General features: G+C 35.5%; 11 protein-coding genes. 10 read left to right on the plus strand and 1 reads right to left on the minus strand.

Features of this window, described 5'->3' with window-relative positions:
- Positions 1-285 precede the first annotated feature (285 nt).
- The 10 genes from AC23ME_RS19050 (at position 286) to AC23ME_RS19095 (ending at position 18,468) form a co-directional block, all read left to right on the plus strand.
- Positions 286-3,270, plus strand: a complete 2,985-nt coding sequence (locus AC23ME_RS19050; RefSeq protein ID WP_487729338.1) for a SusC/RagA family TonB-linked outer membrane protein — start codon at positions 286-288, stop codon at positions 3,268-3,270.
- A 16-nt stretch (positions 3,271-3,286) separates the two neighbouring features.
- Positions 3,287-4,891, plus strand: coding sequence for a RagB/SusD family nutrient uptake outer membrane protein (locus tag AC23ME_RS19055; RefSeq protein ID WP_487729339.1), 1,605 nt, complete (start codon positions 3,287-3,289; stop codon positions 4,889-4,891).
- A 19-nt stretch (positions 4,892-4,910) separates the two neighbouring features.
- Positions 4,911-5,957 carry a SusE domain-containing protein gene (locus AC23ME_RS19060; RefSeq protein ID WP_487729340.1) on the plus strand — a complete coding sequence of 349 codons (1,047 nt, stop codon included), beginning with the start codon at positions 4,911-4,913 and terminating at the stop codon, positions 5,955-5,957.
- A gap of 85 nt (positions 5,958-6,042) precedes the next feature.
- Positions 6,043-8,490 carry a glycoside hydrolase family 31 protein gene (locus tag AC23ME_RS19065; RefSeq protein ID WP_487729341.1) on the plus strand — a complete coding sequence of 816 codons (2,448 nt, stop codon included), beginning with the start codon at positions 6,043-6,045 and terminating at the stop codon, positions 8,488-8,490.
- A 2-nt stretch (positions 8,491-8,492) separates the two neighbouring features.
- Positions 8,493-10,340 carry a glycoside hydrolase family 13 protein gene (locus tag AC23ME_RS19070; protein ID WP_487729342.1) on the plus strand — a complete coding sequence of 616 codons (1,848 nt, stop codon included), beginning with the start codon at positions 8,493-8,495 and terminating at the stop codon, positions 10,338-10,340.
- Between the two features lie 18 nt (positions 10,341-10,358).
- Entirely contained in the window at positions 10,359-11,051 is a 693-nt protein-coding gene (gene pgmB / locus AC23ME_RS19075) for a beta-phosphoglucomutase (protein WP_487729343.1), read from the plus strand.
- A 25-nt stretch (positions 11,052-11,076) separates the two neighbouring features.
- Positions 11,077-13,395 (plus strand): family 65 glycosyl hydrolase domain-containing protein, encoded by a 2,319-nt coding sequence (locus AC23ME_RS19080; protein ID WP_487729344.1) that lies wholly within the window; start codon positions 11,077-11,079, stop codon positions 13,393-13,395.
- A gap of 23 nt (positions 13,396-13,418) precedes the next feature.
- Positions 13,419-15,182: an alpha-amylase family glycosyl hydrolase gene (locus AC23ME_RS19085; RefSeq protein WP_487729345.1), complete on the plus strand. Its 1,764-nt coding sequence runs from the start codon at positions 13,419-13,421 to the stop codon at positions 15,180-15,182.
- A gap of 69 nt (positions 15,183-15,251) precedes the next feature.
- Positions 15,252-16,532 (plus strand): MFS transporter, encoded by a 1,281-nt coding sequence (locus AC23ME_RS19090; protein WP_487729346.1) that lies wholly within the window; start codon positions 15,252-15,254, stop codon positions 16,530-16,532.
- 49 nt (positions 16,533-16,581) lie between these two features.
- Entirely contained in the window at positions 16,582-18,468 is a 1,887-nt protein-coding gene (locus AC23ME_RS19095) for an alpha-amylase family glycosyl hydrolase (RefSeq protein WP_487729347.1), read from the plus strand.
- A gap of 951 nt (positions 18,469-19,419) precedes the next feature.
- On the opposite strand, the gene AC23ME_RS19100 is transcribed toward AC23ME_RS19095, so the two are convergent.
- On the minus strand, positions 19,420-19,710 hold the full coding sequence (locus tag AC23ME_RS19100; protein WP_487729420.1) for a transposase: 291 nt from the start codon (positions 19,708-19,710) through the stop codon (positions 19,420-19,422).
- Positions 19,711-19,945: the final 235 nt, after the last annotated feature.

Genomic DNA, 19,945 nt, shown 5'->3' on the forward strand with positions numbered 1-19,945 from the left:
GTTGGTTAGTGTACATGAAAGCTTAGTGTTGTTTTTACACTTTTAAACTGCGCTTTTCTTTCTTATCTTTCATTAAATCAATTGGTTGTGTTGTTTTTTAGCCTGCTTTTTAGACTTGTTTATATAGAGGGTAAGTGTTTTATTTTTCAACGATATTTTTGCCAAATATTTGCTTGAAAATAAATTTTAAATAAATTTTGAATTTAGTTTTGAGCTTGTAAATTAGTCCTTCGTGTATTTTAACTAAAAGCCTAACCAAATTTATTAATCAAATTTACTCCAAGTATGAAAGTATTTTACCTGTTAAAACAGGGCCTTTTAGTACTCTTGCTTTTTGCAGTATTAAAAGTTCAAGCGCAAACCGGCACATTGTCTGGAAAAGTGTTAGATGAAACTGGTCAACCCTTGCCAGGAGCCTCTGTAGCAATTAAAGGGACAACCAAAATTGTAGGAACATTAGCCGATGGTTCATTTCAATTTGTTGGTATAAGTGGCACTGTTGTTTTAGTAACAAATTTTATTGGTTATCAACCACAAGAACAAAGTATTACTGTAAATGGCAATACTACTTTAAATTTTAAGATGGTTCCTGATAATCAAAATCTAAACGAGGTAGTTGTTATCGGTTACGGAGCTGTACAAAAGAAAGATTTAACTGGATCTGTTAGTACCGTGAGTGCTAAAGATTTCCAAAAAGGAACTGTTACTACTCCCGATCAACTTATTCAAGGTAAAGTACCTGGTGTAAGTATTACGCCAAATGGCGGACAGCCTGGTGGTAGTGCACAAATTAGAATTAGAGGAGGGGCATCATTAAATGCAAGTAACGATCCTTTAATTGTAATTGATGGTGTTCCATTTAGCGGAAATTCTATTGGTAATGCACCCAGTCCATTATCATTAATCAATCCGAATGATATAGAAACATTTACTGTGCTAAAAGATGCGAACGCAACGGCAATTTATGGTTCTAGAGCGTCAAATGGTGTTATTTTAATCACTACTAAAAAAGGAACTAGTGGTCAACCATCTATAAATTTTAGCACAAATAATTCATTAGCAACGTTAATTAAAAAAGTAGATGTTCTTACTGCTGATGAAATACGTGAATACGTAAATGCGAATGGTACAAATGACCAAAAATTATTGGTGGGCAGCGCTAATACCGACTGGCAAGATGAAATATATCGCAATGCGTACACTACCGATAATAATATTTCAATATCAGGCACTGCAAAAGGATTGAATATGCCGTATCGTATTTCTGGAGGCTATTTAAATCAGAACGGATTGTTGTTGTCAGACCAATTGAAACGTGGTACTGCGGCTATAAATCTTTCTCCTAAATTTTTTGATAATCATTTAAAAGTTGATTTAAACATTAAGGGAGCAATTACTAAATCTTACTTTGGTAATCAGGCTGCTATTGGTGCGGCTATCCAATATGATCCAACACAACCCGTTTACGATAGCAATAGTATTTTTGGAGGTTACAAAGAATGGCAAACGGGCTCAGGTTCATCTGCTGTGCCTAACACAAATGCGCCAAATAATCCGGTTGGGTTAATTAAAGAACGTACCGATGTTGGTGATGCAAAACGTAGCTTCGGTAATTTAACCTTAGATTATACTTTCCACTTCTTGCCAGAACTGAGAGCAAACTTAAATTTAGGTTATGATGTAACTAAAGGAACGGGACATACGTTTGTACCTGATTATGCTGCTCAAAGCTATGCGACTCGTGGTTTTTTCCAAGATCGGAAAAATACTTCTAATGATTATACATCAGAGTTTTACTTAAATTACGCTAAAACCTTAGAGAGTATTAAAAGTAGAATTGATGTAACAGCAGGTTATGGTTATTACGATATAAAACAAACCAATTATAATTTTACTTCTTACAGAGCAGATAAAACAACACAAATTACTGCTCCAGCGTATCCGTTTGAAGTACAACAAAATAAGTTACTTTCTTACTACGGTCGTTTAATATATACTTTTGCTGATAACTACATACTTTCTGGTACAATGCGTGCCGATGCTTCTTCAAAATTTGCAGAAGACAACAGATGGGGATATTTTCCTTCGGTTGGTTTTACTTGGAGAGTTATTAATGAGAGTTTCTTAAAAAACAGCAATGTATTTTCTGATTTAAAATTAAGATTAAGTTACGGTAGAACGGGAAATAAAGATGGTATAGGAAACTATGAATATTTAGCCAGATATTATCCAAATTCTACCACCGGTCAATACCAAATTGGCGACACTTTTTACAATTATTATAGCCCTGCCGGATACGACAAAGATTTAAGATGGGAAACTACTGATACTTACAATGCTGGTATAGATTACGGATTTTTGAAAGGCAAAATTTATGGTAGCATAGATGTGTATTCTAAAAAAACCAAAGATTTATTGAGTTTAGTAAATATTCCACTAGGAGTAAACTTTACCAACGTTTTAACTACAAACGTAGGTAGCATGGAAGTTAAAGGTATAGAAGGTAATATCAATTTAAACATTATTGATAGAACCGATGTGAATTGGACAGTTGGTTTTAATGCATCGTACAATAAAAGAAAAATTACCAATTTAACGCTGATAGATGATAATTCTGCCGCTATAGATGCTGGAGATATTACTGGCGGAACTGGTATACACTTGAAATACAATGCTGTAAACCAAAAACCAGGCGCATTTTTAGTTAGAAAGCAAGTGTATGACGCCGCTGGAAAACCAATATACAATTTATATGAAGATTTAAATGGTGATGGACAAGCAACTGATGCAGATAAGTACTATTATCATTCACCAGATCCAAGTGTAACTATGGGATTTAGTACGTCGTTTAGCTATAAAAAATGGACATTCAGTACTGTTTTGCGTGCTAATTTAGGTAACTACATTTACGATAACGTTTCGTCTAATTTTGGAGTAAACTATAACTTGTTAAGTGTTCAAGGCAATATCAATAATGCGGCGAGAGATTTCTTATACACTGGTTTTAGTGGAAATTCTGGTTATCAATACTTAAGTGATTACTATATCAAAAACGCATCTTTTGTAAAAATGGATAATCTAGGTGTAGGTTATGACTTTGGTAGAATCAGTAAATCTGGTAAGCTAAATCTGCGTGTATCTGCCAATGTGCAAAACGTATTTACAATTACAAAATACGATGGAATTGATCCAGAGTCTGTTTCAGGAATTGACAACAATTTATACCCAAGACCAAGAACATACACATTGGGATTAAATATTGGACTTTAAATAGGGGAAATTAGTAATGAAAAAGATATTATATAAATTTTTAATAGCGCCATTATTTTTTGGGGTATTATTTACGGCTTGTAAAAAAGACGCACTTAATCTTAAACCAACTAATGATGTTACCGCTGATGAAGTATATGCTACACCAGCAGGTTATAAAAACGAATTAGTTAAGCTTTATGCAACGTATGCATTAACCAGTTCTCAAGGATCTGATGCAAGTGATGTAGGTGGTTTAAATGCTGGTTTTGCAGATTTTCTACGTTTATTTTGGACTTCGCAAGAATTCACAACAGACGAGGCAATTTGCGCATGGGGTGATACAGGTATTCCAGAGTTAAACCAATCAACTTGGACAACAGATAATCAATTTTTAAGAGGTTTATACTCGAGATCTATTTTACACATTACTGTATGTAACGAGTTTTTAAGAGAGAGTACGCCAGAGAAATTAGCAGCAAGAAACATTACTGGAAACGATGCAACTAATATTGTGCGTTATCGTGCAGAGGCTCGTTTTTTACGTGCCTTCCAGTACTGGGTTTTAATGGATGGCTTTGGAAACCCTCCTTTTGTAACAGAAACTGATGATATAGGTAAGGGCTTGCCAAAACAAATTAAAAGAGCCGAATTGTTTAATTACATCGAATCGGAACTTAAAGCAATTGAAGGTGATTTAGCAGACGCTCGTACAAACGAATACGGAAGAGCCGATAAAGGTGCTGCATGGGCACTTTTAGCCAGAATGTATTTAAATGCGCAAGTGTATACTGGTACTGCAAAATATACTGATGCAATTACATATTCGTCTAAAGTAATTAACGCAACAACTGGCGGAGGTTATGCTTTAAAATCTAAGTACATGCACCTGTTTCGTACTGATAATGATAAAAATAATGCGGAGGTTATTTTAAGTATTAACTACGATGGGGTAAAAGGTACAAATTGGGGTGGTACAACCTATTTGATAAATGCATCTGTAAATGCAGATATGAATCCAACTTCTTTTGGAATACCGAATGGTGGTTGGACTGGAAATCGTACTCGACAAAATTTAACTGCATTGTTTTCGGATGTTACTGGAGCTACTGATAAACGAGGAGAATTTTTTGGTACGAAAGCCATTGTTGATGAAATGGGAGTTTTTACTGATGGTCTTAGAGTTACCAAGTTCAAAAATGTAAGCTCAACAGGTGAAGCAGGCGCTACGTTAAATGGCGAATTTAGCTCTCTAGACTTTCCATTATTCCGCTTAGCTGAACAATATTTAATTTACGGTGAGGCAGTAGCCAGAGGAGGTGCAGGTGGTACCGTAGCACAGGCCCTTATTTACGTAAATAATTTGCGTGCTCGTGCTTACGAAAATACTAATGGTGCGGTTTCGTTAAGTAACCTTACAACTGATTTCTATTTAGACGAACGCGGAAGAGAATTGTATTGGGAAGGTCATCGTCGTACGGATTTAGTGCGCTATGGAAAATTTGCTGGTAACACATATTTATGGCCTTTTAAAGGCGGAACAAAAGCTGGAGCAAATGTTCCTGCGCATCGTAATATTTATCCCATACCTGCAACAGATATTGGGAACAATACCAATTTGATACAAAATCAGGGTTATTAATCATTAACTGAATTAAAAAATGAAAATATTTAAAATAATGATCTTGGCCTTAATGGTAACTGGGCTGTGGTCGTGCGAAAAAGATGGTACTAAAACTATCGTTAAAACTGATGGGGCAACTTCAAATTTTTCTGCTTCGGTAAGTACTGTTGTTATAGATAATACTATGTTAACAACCGATGTGATTAGTTTCAATTTAAAACAACCAGATTTTGGTTATCAAGCTGGTGTTACAAATGTCATTCAACTATCTACAAAGGCAAATAATTTTGCTGCTGGCACATACAAAGAATATACAGTGGAACCTAATGCAACACAAAAGAAATACAATGGTTTAGATTTTAATACCATGCTTTTGGCATTAAACATTTCATCTTCTCAAAACACAGATATTGTAGCAAGACTAAAATCAACCATTTCTGAAACTATTGCGCCAGTATATAGCAATGTTATTACTATTAGTGCAAAGCCATTTCCGCTTACTGCTTGGGTTTATGTACCAGGTGGTTATCAAGGTTGGGATCCTAGTACTGCAGATAGTTTAGTTTCGGCAACAGGCAATGGTATTTATACTGGTGTAATCACGTTTACGGCTGCCAATCAAGGATTTAAAATTACATCCAAAAAGAATTGGGACAATGATTATGGCAGTGCAGGTGCTGGAAAATTGGTGGCCAAAGGAGGTGATTTAACCGCTGCTACTCCAGGACAAAAATTAGTTACTGTTAATTTAAATGATATGACCTATGCCATTGAAGACAATAAAGTTTGGTCTATTATAGGTGGTGCTACACCAGGCGATTGGAGTAACGATACTAATATGCAAACCAAAAATGATGGCAAAAATGTTTGGACATTAACTACTAATTTAATTGGTGGTAACGACTTAAAGTTTCGCTATAATCATGATTGGGGAACTAACTTGGGTGGATCACTAGCCGCACTAACAACAGGCGGAGATAACATTAGAATTGCAACTTCTGGTAATTATACCATTACACTCACAGTTGTATATGATAATGCTGGAAATGTTACTGGAGGTAATGCAGTGCTAGTTAAGAACTAATCTAAATCAGCCAATCGTCTTTTAAACTTGGTATCCAAAATTTAACACATTTTTTGGATGCCAAGTTATTCAACTAAATCATACCATGTCCAAATCTGTATCTATTTTATTTTTTTATTTTCTATTTACCGCTGTAAGTTTAAAAGCACAAACTGGTCCTGTTTTATCAGTTGGGAATATTAAAAACATCAATATCGATAAACAAAAAATAACCTTTAACACTGAAAATGCTTATGGCGAAATTAGTGTCTACAGTACGAATATAATTCGGGTAAGAATAGACAAAAAAGTATTAGCTAAAGATTTTTCTTATGCGGTAGTTAAACAGCCTGAAGTTACCAAAGTTAATTTTACACAAAATGATAATGAAATCTTAATTCAAACAGACTCATTAAAAGCAATTGTATCTAAAAGACCTTTTGCAGTGGCTTTTTATACCTTAGATGGAAAAATTATAAACGAAGACGAAAAAGGTTTACAAAATGCTTGGGTTGCTGAAGAAGTTACTGCTTACAAACACATGCAAGATGGAGAGCGCTTTGTTGGTTTAGGCGAAAAAACAGGAAATCTAGATAGAAAAGGGAATGGATATACTAATTGGAACTACGACGCTTTTGGCTATTCAACTGGACAAGATCCGCTTTATTCTTCAATTCCATTTTATATAGGGATACACAGCGGATTAAATTACGGAATTTTCTTGGACAATACCTATCAAACAGATTTTAACTTCGGAGCAAGTAATAACCGTTTTTCATCTTTTTCTGCACAAGGTGGAGAGTTGAATTATTATTTCATCTATCACAAGAAACTGGCAGATATTATTACTTCGTACACCGCGTTAACTGGTCGTATGAAAATGCCTCCACTTTGGAGTTTAGGGTATCAACAAAATAGATACAGTTATTATCCAGAAACTGAAGTAATGCGTATTGCGCAAACTTTGAGAGAAAAGAAAATCCCAGCCGATGGTATTACCTTGGATATTCATTATATGGACCAGTACAAGTTGTTTACTTGGGACAAATCGAGATTTAGTGACCCATTAGCAATGAATAAAAAACTTAAGGATTTAGGTTTTAGAACTACTGTAATTGTAGATCCGGGTATTAAAGTAGAAAAAGATTACGATGCTTATGAAGACGGCGTTAAAAAAGGAATTTTTGTAAAATATCCAGACAGTACCAATTTTACAGCGCAAGTTTGGCCGGGATGGTGCCATTTTCCAGATTTTACTTCAATCGCAGGTAGAGAATGGTGGAAAGAAAAAATCAAGTTCTTCGCAAACACAGGTGTGAATGGCATTTGGAACGACATGAACGAAATTGCGAGTTGGGGACAAAAAATGCCTTCTAATATTACGTTTAATTATGATGGAGCCTTAGCTAGCCATAAGCAAGCGCATAATGTTTATGGTATGCAAATGGCTAGATCAAGTTTCGAAGGTGCAATAGCTGCAACCAACAAACGTCCGTTTAATTTAACACGTGCTGGTTACGCAGGTTTACAACGTTATACTGCAATTTGGACAGGTGATAATAGATCAGAAGAAGATCACATGTTGTTGGGTGTACGCTTAATGAACAGTTTGGGATTAAGTGGTGTAGCTTTTACAGGAATGGATATTGGTGGTTTTACTGGTAATCCATCAGTAAGTTTGTATGCACGTTGGATACAGATTGGCGCATTTAACCCTTATTTCCGTAATCATACGGCGGTTAATACCAAATCATCAGAGCCGTGGAGCTATGGTGAAGAAGTGACTGAAATTTCTAGAAATTATATTAATCTACGTTATCGTTTACTCCCATATTTATATTCAACATTTAATCAGGCTGTAAATACTGGTATGCCGGTAGTACGTAGTTTAGCAATAGACAATACTTTCGAACCAAAAGTGTACGATACGCAGTTCCAAAATCAATTTTTATTTGGAAATGCATTTTTAGTAGCGCCTTTTGAAAGTACGAAAAACTATGGTAACGTGTTCTTTCCTAAAGGCAAATGGTATAACTTGTATAATGGCGAGGTTATAGAAGGAAATTCGGAAAAAGTTGTTGCACTAAGTATTCAGAAACTTCCGGTTTTTGTGAAAGAAAGCAGTATTGTACCTATGCAATCGTTAGTGCAAACCACTGCCGAAAAACCAACCGATACTTTGGCAATTCATATTTACAAAGGCGCCACCAATAACAGCTTTACTTATTACGAAGATGATGGAGAAAGCTATAATTATGAAAAGGGCGAGTTTTACAAAAGAAATATCAGTTATGATGCGGTTAAAAAGAGTATTGTTTTTAACAAAGTAGAAGGCAGCTATCAATCTAAATTTTCGAAGTTAAAACTTGTTTTTCATGGTTTTGCGACTACTGATAGAATTGTTGCAGGCAAAGCTTTACAAGATGATTTTGTTTCTTTTTTAACGCCTATTTCCAGGTTTGATCCTCAAGGTACAGCAAACCCTATAGAAGGTTATAACGTAAAAAGCGTAACATTAAATAACACCAATAACCAATTTGAAATTAAGTACTAATCATGAAGAAATTATATATCATTGTATTTGCTCTATTATTTAGTGTAACCGTTGTTGCGCAATTACCAAAACTAGAAAGGGTAGAACCTGCTTTTTGGTGGGCTGGTATGCAAAATCCAAAATTACAACTGCTTGTACACGGAAAAGATATTGGTAAAAATTCGGTAACCATTAAATACGATGGTGTAACACTTACTAAGGTTCATCAGGTAGAAAATCCCAATTATCTGTTTTTAGATTTAGAGTTGGCTAATAATGTAAAAGCAGGCAAGTTTCCAATCATTTTTAGTTTAAATGGCAAAAAGCAAGCAGAGTTTGTTTACGAACTTAAGCAAAGAACTACGGGCGAAAATCTACATCAAGGAGTAAATACGAAAGATTTTATCTACTTAATTATGCCCGATCGTTTTTCTAACGGAGATAAAACTAACGATGTAGTGAAGGGAATGAATGAAGCTGCGCTGAACAGAGATAGTATGTTTTATCGTCACGGTGGCGATATACAGGGGATCATTAATCATTTAGATTATTTGCAAGAATTGGGTGTAACTACATTGTGGCTAAATCCAGTATTAGAAAACGACCAACCAAAAACTTCTTATCACGGCTATGCCAATACAGAAAACTACAAAATAGACAGAAGGTTTGGGAGTAATGAATTGTACAAAAAACTAGTAGACGAATGCCACAAGCGTGGAATGAAGATGATTAAGGATTTGGTGCACAACCATTTCGGTACAGAACATTTTACCATCAAAGATTTGCCCATGAAAAACTGGGTTCACCAATGGCCAGAATACACCAAAACAACTTATAGAGAACAGGTGCATTTTGATCCCTACGTATCTAAAAGAGATAAAGATTTGATGGAGAAAGGCTGGTTTGATAAACACATGGCCGATTTGGATCAGACAAATCTTTTTGTGCAGAACTATCTTACCCAAAGTCACATCTGGTGGATTGAATATGCAGGTTTGGATGGTTTTAGATTAGATACCTATGCCTATAACAACTTAGGATTTATGGCCGATTGGGCCAATAAGATTACTGCCGAATACCCAAATTTTACATTTTTTGGAGAAACCTGGGTGCATGGCGTTCCTAACCAAGCGTATTTTACCGAAGGCAATAAAATTAATCAAGGTATTGATACCAAGTTGCAAGGCGTAACTGATTTCCAGACATTGTGGGGTATTAATGAAGCTTTAACAGGAAAATTTGGATGGATGGATGGCTTAGTAAGGCTGTACAATGTTTTTGCAAACGATTATATGTACAAAGATCCCACACGTAACGTAGTTTTCTTAGATAATCACGATATCAGTAGGTTTTATTCTGTAGTGGGCGAAGATTTTAATAAATATAAATCTGGCATTGCTTGGTTGCTAACCACACGAGGTATTCCACAATTTTACTATGGCACCGAAATTTTGATGAAGAACTATGCCAATCCAGATGGTTTGGTACGTGATGATTTTCCAGGAGGATGGCAAGGCGATAAAACCAATAAATTTATTGCTGGTGGCAGAACAGAAAAGGAAAATGAAGCTTTCAATTATGTAAAAAAGCTGGCTAATTATCGTAAAAATAACGAAGTGTTACAAACTGGAAAGATGATGCAGTTTATTCCAGAAGAAGGTATCTATGTTTATTTCAGGTACAACGCTGATAAGACCATAATGATTATAATGAACAGTAACACAGAAGAAAAATCAGTGCCAACAGCACGTTTTGCGGAAAGAATTTTGTCTGCTACAACTGCAAAAAATGTTGTTACTGACGAAACGCTAAATACGCTCGCAACTATAAAAATACCAGCTACAACAACACTAGTATTAGAATTAAAATAACACATACAGTCAATATAAATGACATTAGAACATTATTCAGAAAAACCATTACCTATGGAGATAAAAGCATGCCTGTTCGATTTGGATGGGGTTTTGGTAGATACCGCAGTATATCATTTTAAAGCATGGCGAAAACTTGCCAATCATTTAGGTTTCGATTTTACCGAAGCGCAAAATGAACAATTGAAAGGAATTAGCAGGGTAGAAAGTTTAAATAAAATATTGGCTTGGGGAAATGTTGAGAAAACCGAAGACGAAAAACAACAACTGGCCACAGAAAAGAATGAATGGTATGTAGCCATGATTTCAAAAATGACACCAGCAGAAGTTTTACCGGGCACCGTAGATTTTTTAACAGCAATTAAAAAAGCAGGTTATAAAATAGCTTTAGGCTCGGCTAGTAAAAATTCTGCTTTAATATTAGAGAGAACTCAAATTGCTCATTTTTTTGAAGAAATAGTTGATGGTAATTTGGTGAGCAAATCAAAGCCAGATCCAGAAGTTTTTTTTAAAGGAGCAACACTTTTGGAGGTGCAACCAAGCGAGTGTGTAGTTTTTGAAGATGCTGTGGCCGGCGTAGAAGCAGCTAAGCGTGCTGGTATGAAAGCAATAGGTATTGGTAGCGCAGAAGTATTAACCCAGGCAGATTTGGTGGTGCAAAACTTGGGACAGTTAACCATTGGCCACTTACAACAATTGAGCGAATTATAAAATAAAAAGGAAAGATAGCATATAGATGAAGAATTATATAAAAGCACATGAATGGAATATAATTGAGGAAGGTTTTGATCCTTATTTAAATAAAATATCTGAAAGCATTTTTAGTTTAGGCAATGGCAGAATGGGGCAACGTGCCAATTTTGAAGAAACTTACACTGGCGAAACCTTGCAGGGAAATTATGTTGCGGGTGTCTACTATCCAGATAAAACACGTGTGGGTTGGTGGAAAAACGGCTATCCAGAGTATTTTGCTAAAGTACTAAATGCAGCAAGTTGGATTGACTTGCATATTAATATAGAAGGTGAGGAACTTGATTTAGCAAAAGCCAAGGTTGATGATTTTTATCGCTTGCTGAATATGAAAGAAGGTTATTTGCAGCGACAATTTAAGGCGACTTTATCAAGTGGTAAACAAGTGCAGGTAGTTGCTAAACGCTTTTATAGCATTGCAAACGACGAGATTGGAGCACTTGAATACACCATTAAAGCACTAAATTTTGGTGGAACTTTAACTATTACTTCTTTTATAGATGGTAATATTAAAAATCAGGATAGTAACTATGACGAGAAATTTTGGGATTTCGTAGCAGATGAGGTACAAGATAACCAACTGTTTTTAACCTTGAGAACCAAAAAAACAGCATTTGAAGTTTGCACTGCCACAGCCACAAGCGCATATCAAAACAACGAGAAATTGCCTCTCGATTTAAAACTGGTCAAGAGTGAAAAGTATGTTGGTCAGCAGTTTACTGTTGTAGTTAAAGCTAACGAAGACGTAAGTATTGTTAAAATAGCTGCAAACCTAACGTCCGAAAATCATGATAAAGCAAATTTGCTAAACCAAACAAAAGCTGTATTGGCACAAGCTGTGCAGAAAGGCTTTAATGCACTACTCGAAGAACAAAAGCAAGCCTGGCATAACAAATGGCAAGAAAGTGATATCGTAATAGAAGGAGATATTGCTGCACAGCAAGCCATCAGATTTAATATATATCAGCTTTTTCAAACTTATACTGGTAAAGATGATCGCTTAAATATTGGCCCTAAAGGATTTACCGGCGAGAAATATGGAGGTTCTACTTATTGGGATACAGAAGCTTATTGTGTGCCTTTTTATTTGGCAACTGCTCCACAAGAAGTAAGCAAAAACCTGTTGATTTATCGTTACAAGCAACTAGATAAGGCTATAGAGAACGCCCAAAAATTGGGATTTAAAGATGGTGCAGCACTATACCCAATGGTAACCATTAATGGCGAAGAATGTCATAACGAATGGGAAATTACATTTGAAGAAATTCATCGTAATGGCGCTATTGCTTATGCTATTTTCAATTACATCCGTTACACAGGCGATGAAGATTATTTGCAACAATATGGTTTAGAGGTTTTAGTTGGTATTGCCCGTTTCTGGAAACAGCGTGTTAATTGGAGCAGCGATAAAAAGCAATATGTAATGTTAGGTGTTACTGGACCTAACGAATATGAAAATAACGTAAATAATAACTGGTACACTAACTATTTGGCGGTTTGGTGTTTAAAATATGCACAAGAAGCAGCTCAACTAGTAGCAAATAACAACCCAACGCAATATCAAGCATTGCTTGCAAAGTTATCTTTAAAAGAAACAGAATATGCAGATTGGCAGCACATTGTTGAGAATATGTATTATCCTTATCACCAAGAATTGGGAGTGTATTTACAACAAGATGGATATTTAGATAAGGAACAGATTTTGGTAAAAGACTTACCGTCAGCAGATCGTCCGTTAAACCAAAAGTGGAGTTGGGATAGAATTTTGCGCTCTTGTTACATTAAACAGGCAGATGTTTTGCAAGGATTGTATTTCTTTGAAGATGATTTTGACTTTGACACACACAAACGCAATTTCGATTTTTATGAGCCACGCACTGTTCATGAGAGTTCTTTATCGCCTTGCGTACACAGCATTTTGGCAGCAAAGCTTAATGATGAAGCCCGAGCTTACGAATTTTATCTAAGAACCTCTCGTTTAGATTTAGACGACTATAACAACGATACGGAAGACGGCTTGCATATTACGTCAATGGCTGGTACCTGGATGAGTGTGGTTGAAGGTTTTGCTGGTATGAGGGTTCGTAATGATAAATTAATTTTCAATCCTTTTTTGCCAGAAAAATGGAAATCGTTTTCGTTTACAATTGGTTTTAGAGGAGCAAATATAAAGGTTAAAATAGATACTTCAGAAATTGTAATTGCCAACACTACTAGTCAATCGGTTAATTTGGTAATACGCCAACAAGAGTATAAGTTAAATGCAAATAGCGAGCTAAAGGTGGGTAATTCCCTATTGGTTTAAGCTATAGGTTAATAATTTGAAATATGGCAAAGCTCAATCAGATTAAACAAATTGGAATGGCAGTATTAATTGGTGCTACCCAGTTTATTTCTTGTAAACAGCCGCAAAAATTAAAGAAAGATAACATAGTGGTCTATCAGCTTTTGCCGCGTTTGTTTGGTAACACGGTAACAGCAAATATCCCGTACGGAACAATAGCGCAAAATGGCAGTGGTAAGTTTAATGATATCACCGATAAAGCTTTAGATGGTTTGAAGGAGCTACAGGTAGATTACGTATGGTATACAGGAATAATTGCACATGCAAGCTTAACAGATTATAGTAACTATGGAATTGCTACAGGCGATGCCGATGTGGTGAAAGGAAGAGCAGGTTCACCGTATGCTATTCGCGATTATTATGATGTCGATCCAGATTTAGCAGTTGATGTAAACAATAGAATGGCAGAATTTGAAGCCTTACTTAAGCGTACGCACAATAAAGGTTTAAAAGTTCTTATTGATTTTGTGCCTAACCACGTTGCTCGTAGCTATCAATCAAAAGCTAAACCAGCGGGAGTGATTGATTTTGGCGCAAATGATAACAAGGCGGTAGCTTTTGATATTAAAAACGATTTTTACTACATTCCAAATCAAGCTTTTAAAGTACCTTTTACAAGTAGAGGTAAAACGCTAATTTCTGAATTGCAAGATGGAATTTATAACGAAAATCCTGCAAAAGCAACAGGTAATAATGTATTTAAAGCCCAGCCATCGGCAGATGATTGGTACGAAACCATTAAATTGAATTATGGTGTAGAATATCTGGATGGGAAAGAAATCAACCATTTTGATCCTATTCCGCCAGTGTGGATAAAAATGAAAGATATTTTGGTTTATTGGGCAAATAAAGGGGTAGATGGATTTCGTTGTGATGTTGCAGAAATGATACCCGTAGCATTTTGGAGTTGGGTTATTCCGCAGGTGAAAAAGGTAAATCCCTCTATTATATTTTTGGGAGAAGCCTACAATCCAAAAGTTTATGCACAGTACCTTAACGAAGGTAAATTCGATTATTTGTATGATAAAGTAGGTTTGTATGATGCGCTGAAAAGGTTAATTAGAAATGAAGATAATGCCAATGTACAAGACATTAGCAACATTTGGCAAAAACAAACCTCAGGATTTGATAACAAGATGCTCCGTTTTTTAGAAAATCATGATGAAGAACGAATAGCATCCAAAGGATTTGCTGGTGATGCCAAGTTGGCATTTCCAGCTATGGTGGTTTCCGCTACCTTGGGCAAAGGTCCGGTAATGCTATACTTTGGTCAGGAAGGGGGAGAACCGGGCGCAGGTATAGAAGGTTTTGGTGGAGACGATAATAGAACTACTATTTTCGACTACTGGGGAGTTCCAAATCATCAACGTTGGGTTAATAATGGGGAATTTGATGGTGCCAAATTAAATGTAGATGAAGCGGAAACACGACGCTTTTATAAAAAGTTAATGCAGATAAGAGCAGTAAGTGAAGCAATAACCGATGGTGAAATATTAGAAATCCCATTAGGTACAACAAAAAAAGTTTATGCTTTTGTAAGATATTCTGTAAATCAAAGACTGTTGGTGTTAGCCAATTTTGATAGAGAGAAAGTATTTAGTCAAAGTATTGAACTTCCATCTAGTTTAACAATAAATAAAACCTTAAATAATGCTGTAGATCTTTTAAGTGACACATCTGTCAAAATTAAAGAAGGAAAAATCAATATACAATTGTTGCCAGTTTCGGCACAAATTATTCAGTTTTAAGAAAAGATAAAGATAATGAGCCAAAAAATAATACAGAAACCCATTTTAAATCTGTCGCAAATAATAAATATGAGCGTAGGCTTTTTTGGTATCCAGTTTGGCTGGGATTTGCAACGTGCCAATATGGGGCGTATTTATGAAAATCTAGGCGCAAACCCAGATCAAGTGCCACTTTTGTTTTTGGCAGCACCACTAACGGGGTTTATTGTTCAACCTATTATAGGTTATTTAAGCGATAGAACTTGGCACCCAACATGGGGTAGAAGAAGACCCTATTTTTTCATAGGGGCATTAATCGCGTCTATTGCGTTAATTTTTATGCCACATAGTAGTGAACTATGGATGGCCGCCAGCTTACTTTGGATATTAGACGTTTTTGGTAACGTTGCTATGGAGCCATTTAGGGCTTTTGTTGCCGATAAATTGCCAGATAGTCAGATAAATCGTGGTTTTATCATGCAAAGTATGATGATTGGTTTAGGTGGAAGTATTGCATCGGCTTTGCCCTGGGTTTTTAATAACATTTTCAATGTAAGTAACGTAGCTGCTTTTGGCGATATTCCAGAAAATGTAAAGTACTCGTTTTACTTGGGCGCTTTTTTCTTTTTTGCTGCGGTGTTGTATACCGTTTTAACCACAAAAGAGTATCCGCCAACAGATGAGGAAATTATTGAAAATGCTAAAAGTAAAGGATTTTTACATGGCATTAACGAGATGTTTAGTGCACTTAAAAATATGCCTAAACAGATGAAGGTAATTTCGTTGGTGCAGTTTTTTACTTGGCCTGGCTTGTTTTTAATGTGGTTTTATTATACTACAGCTGTGGCTGTAAATGTTTTCGGTGGTAAAGATGCCAGCGATCCGGTTTATGCTGCTGGTGCAGATTTTGGTAGTTTAACTTTAGCGTACTATAACGTAGTAACCTTCTTATTTGCCTTGGTGCTTCCTAAAATAGCCGATACATTAGGCAGAAAAACAACACATTCTTTATGTTTATTATGTGGTGCATTAGGTTTAATTAGTGTGGCTTGGGTACATGATAAAAATATGTTGTATGTATGTATGACAGGTGTGGGGGTTGCTTGGGCTAGTATACTTTCTATGCCTTATGCCATGTTAAGTGGTCACCTGCCAAAAGCTAAAATAGGTATATACATGGGTATTTTTAATTTCTTTATCGTAATGCCAGAAATTATAGCGTCGCTAGGTTTTGGTTGGTTAATGCGTAACGTACTTAATAATGATCGTTTATTTGCGGTGCAATTGGGTGGTGCATTAATGATTTTGGCGGCTTTAATTTGCTATTTCATGATTAAAGAAAGCAAGAAAGAAGCGACGTTAGCACAATAATAGTTGCAATCTGAAGAGAATAAATGTAGGGTAATTAATTTAAAAGCGTATGAAAAAGCAGTTTCACTTTCTTGCAATTAGCTTGTTGTTTATCACCGTAGTTACAAGTTGTAAAAAAAATAATAGTTCAGGTCCAGAAGAAGTTAAACCAGTAGTAGTGCTTCCAGATGGAGCAAAAGAAGGGGTAGTGTTTTCTAATAATGGTACATCTGCAACCTTTACTTTATACGCACCAGGTAAAAATTCTGTCGCTTTAATTGGTGATTTTAACGATTGGTCGGTAAATGCCGCAAAAATGAACAAAACAAGCGATGGCAATTACTTTTGGGTTAAAATAGATAACCTAAACCCAGATATAGAATATGCCTATCAGTTTTTAGTTGATGACAATTTGAAAGTAGCGGATCCGTACTGCGAAAAAATACTAGATCCCGTTAACGATGTTTATATAAACCAAGCTACCTATCCTAATTTAAAAGCTTATCCAACTGGCAAAACAACGGGTATTGTAAGTGTAATGCAAGCTAATCAAGCAGTATATAATTGGAAAAATAGCTCATTTACTCGCCCAGCAAAAAATAATTTGGTTATTTACGAGCTTTTGGTTAGAGATTTTACAACCGAACACACCTATAATTCTACCCTGCAAAAATTGGATTATTTAGTATCGCTAGGAGTAAATGCTATAGAGCTGATGCCTGTGAACGAGTTTGAGGGTAACTCGAGTTGGGGTTACAACCCTTCGTTTTATTTTGCTGCCGATAAATATTATGGAACAAAAAATGATTTAAAGAAATTTATAGACGAATGTCATGGACGAGGTATTGCAGTAATCTTAGACGTGGTTTTAAACCATTCTTTTAGCCAATCTCCTATGGTACAGTTGTATTACGATGGAAGTAAGCCTACATCAAACAGTCCGTGGTATAATACTGATGCTAAGCATCCTCATAACGTTGGGTTCGATTTTAATCACGAAAGTGCCGCAACAAAACTTTTTTCCAAAAATGTAATGAAGTTTTGGATGCAGGAGTACAAAGTAGATGGTTTCCGCTTTGATTTATCTAAAGGATTTACCCAAAAACAAAGTACCGATGATAATGGTTTTTCTGCCTACGATGCCTCTAGAGTAAATATCTGGAAAGAATATAACAATTATATCAAAAGTATCGATGCCAATAATTTCTACGTGATTTTAGAGCATTTTGCAGATGCTACAGAAGAAAAAGCACTGGCTGATGAAGGAATGATGTTGTGGAATAATCTTAACTATAACATGAACGAAGCTACAATGGGATGGCTTACCAATTCTAATTTCCAATGGGGTTTTTATGCCAATCATAATTTGGCAAAATCCGAAAATTTGGTAAACTATATTGAAAGCCACGACGAAGAACGATTGAATTATAAAAACATCAACTTTGGAAACGTTGTACCAGGCTACTCGGTTAAAGACCCTACAACTGCGTTGAAACGTCAACAAATGGCTGCGGCATTTATGTTTGCTATTCCAGGCCCTAAAATGATTTGGCAATTTGGCGAATTAGGCTACGATGTAAGTATTGATTTCAAAGGTAGAACTGGAGAAAAACCAATTAGATGGAACTACTATGTTGATACAAATAGAAAAGAATTATACAATACTTATGCAAAGTTAGCAAAGCTGAAAAAGCTAAATAGTATCTTTAATGCTACTACGAATAGTTATAGTTTAGCTGGTGGTATTAAATACATTAAGCTTACCGAAGGTACAAATACTGTTGTTGTTGTTGGTAATTTTGATGTTGTTTCTCAATCTGCAAATATAGATTTTGGTAGCTCTGGTACATGGTATGATGCTTTAGGAGGTAGCATCACGTTATCGTCTAACTCTTATAATCAAAGTTTAGCACCAGGCGAATACCACATTTATAGTAAGCAGGTTTTGATCCCATAGTAAACTGGAAAATGGCTCAAGCAAAAATATGGGCTAAACCATTTCGCTATAAACCTAAATTGAAATTCTACTGATACATTAGGTAGCTTTTTTCCATTTTTAGCCTTTTGCTTTAAAATCTATTTTTTCTAATGTTGATTAAGGTATTTCCTTAGTACTAATTCTAGGTATTTCCTTGAAATATTTGTTGATGGAAATATCTATTTGAAATATCACCTCTGAAATCCTGTAGGAGCCACTGGGAAGTGCCTGCTTTTTCCATGCGTACCTTGCGAATGAGCTCGGAAGCGTATTGTATTTAATTTTCGATTGATGCTCATAGGACCCATGGTCATCTCTGAGGTTAAATGTATAGAAAATCCATATTGGATCTGTTTTCTCTATACATTTAAGGCTTTTAGAAGAAAAACTTGATTTGCCGACTTTGTAAACGGAGTCTATAATGGTTCTGAAACTTGGCCTCAAAGCTTGGGACAAGTTTTTATTAAGATAGGAGTGACCAGTGCTAGTGGGCCAAGGCCTCCAATTCAAATCCATTATTGTTTTGCCATGGCTACACCACTATATTTTATGCTATTTGAGATAAACGAATATGGATTGAAGTGTCGCCTCAAGCCAATTTCTCAAATCTGGTAATTTTGTTATGTTCTTTGGCTCAAGATACTAATGAATTTAGCACAAGTATGTTGGAATTGCAATAGAAAAGTAGAGGCATTTTTTATTTTGGTTGGCGTTATTACCAGACATCCTTAATACGGTCTCTAGTCACATTTGAGAAATTCGCTGAACCGTACCAGATATAAAAACTTAATATATCTCCTAATTATAAATTTAGTTTCTGTTTTGTTACGATTATTTAGAAACTGTTTAAATTTTATTCAGTAAAAGTTTTATAGAGGCCAAATAAATCATAGCCTGTGAAGATTGGAGTAGGAATTCAAAATCCTTGCTCTATCTTCTAAAGTTTTCAAGCCAAGAGAACGTTCTCTCCATAACAACAGAACACTGGGCGCTTCTACCTTCTTTTTTCTTGGCAAATTCCCTTAACAAATCATTAAGGTGCTGAAAAGTCTCGCTATCACGCCATTTAGAAAAATAGTAATATACAAGTTCCCATTTCGGATAACAATCGGGAAGTAAACGACATTGACAGCCTGTTTTCAGAACATAAAATATACCATCAAATATTTTGCGCAAACTGTACTTCCTATTTCGACTTGCTTCAGTCAAATATTTTCCTATTCTTTGCCACTAGGCATTGCTCAAATCATGTCGTTTCATCTGTTTTTTCTCGAAAATCAAACCAATGAATTTTAACAGAATTGAGACAATGCTTTTTTAAACTTCTTAACAATTGTTTCCAGCCATTTTTAAACAGTTTCTAAGTATTAGAAAAGTAAATGAATAGATTCGAAATTATCGAAAAAGCATTCTTTTATATTCTATTTGATGATTTGAAATATTTATAGTGGTCAAT

This window comes from Pedobacter sp. T50_32, from assembly GCF_057652195.1.

Coding starts and splice junctions, on each gene's coding strand:
- AC23ME_RS19095 (WP_487729347.1), top strand. CDS start 16,582: ATGAAAAAGCAGTTTCACTTTCTTGCAATTAGCTTGTTGTTTATCACC.
- AC23ME_RS19080 (WP_487729344.1), top strand. CDS start 11,077: ATGAAGAATTATATAAAAGCACATGAATGGAATATAATTGAGGAAGGT.
- AC23ME_RS19055 (WP_487729339.1), top strand. CDS start 3,287: ATGAAAAAGATATTATATAAATTTTTAATAGCGCCATTATTTTTTGGG.
- pgmB (WP_487729343.1), top strand. CDS start 10,359: ATGACATTAGAACATTATTCAGAAAAACCATTACCTATGGAGATAAAA.
- AC23ME_RS19060 (WP_487729340.1), top strand. CDS start 4,911: ATGAAAATATTTAAAATAATGATCTTGGCCTTAATGGTAACTGGGCTG.
- AC23ME_RS19090 (WP_487729346.1), top strand. CDS start 15,252: ATGAGCGTAGGCTTTTTTGGTATCCAGTTTGGCTGGGATTTGCAACGT.
- AC23ME_RS19065 (WP_487729341.1), top strand. CDS start 6,043: ATGTCCAAATCTGTATCTATTTTATTTTTTTATTTTCTATTTACCGCT.
- AC23ME_RS19085 (WP_487729345.1), top strand. CDS start 13,419: ATGGCAAAGCTCAATCAGATTAAACAAATTGGAATGGCAGTATTAATT.
- AC23ME_RS19070 (WP_487729342.1), top strand. CDS start 8,493: ATGAAGAAATTATATATCATTGTATTTGCTCTATTATTTAGTGTAACC.
- AC23ME_RS19050 (WP_487729338.1), top strand. CDS start 286: ATGAAAGTATTTTACCTGTTAAAACAGGGCCTTTTAGTACTCTTGCTT.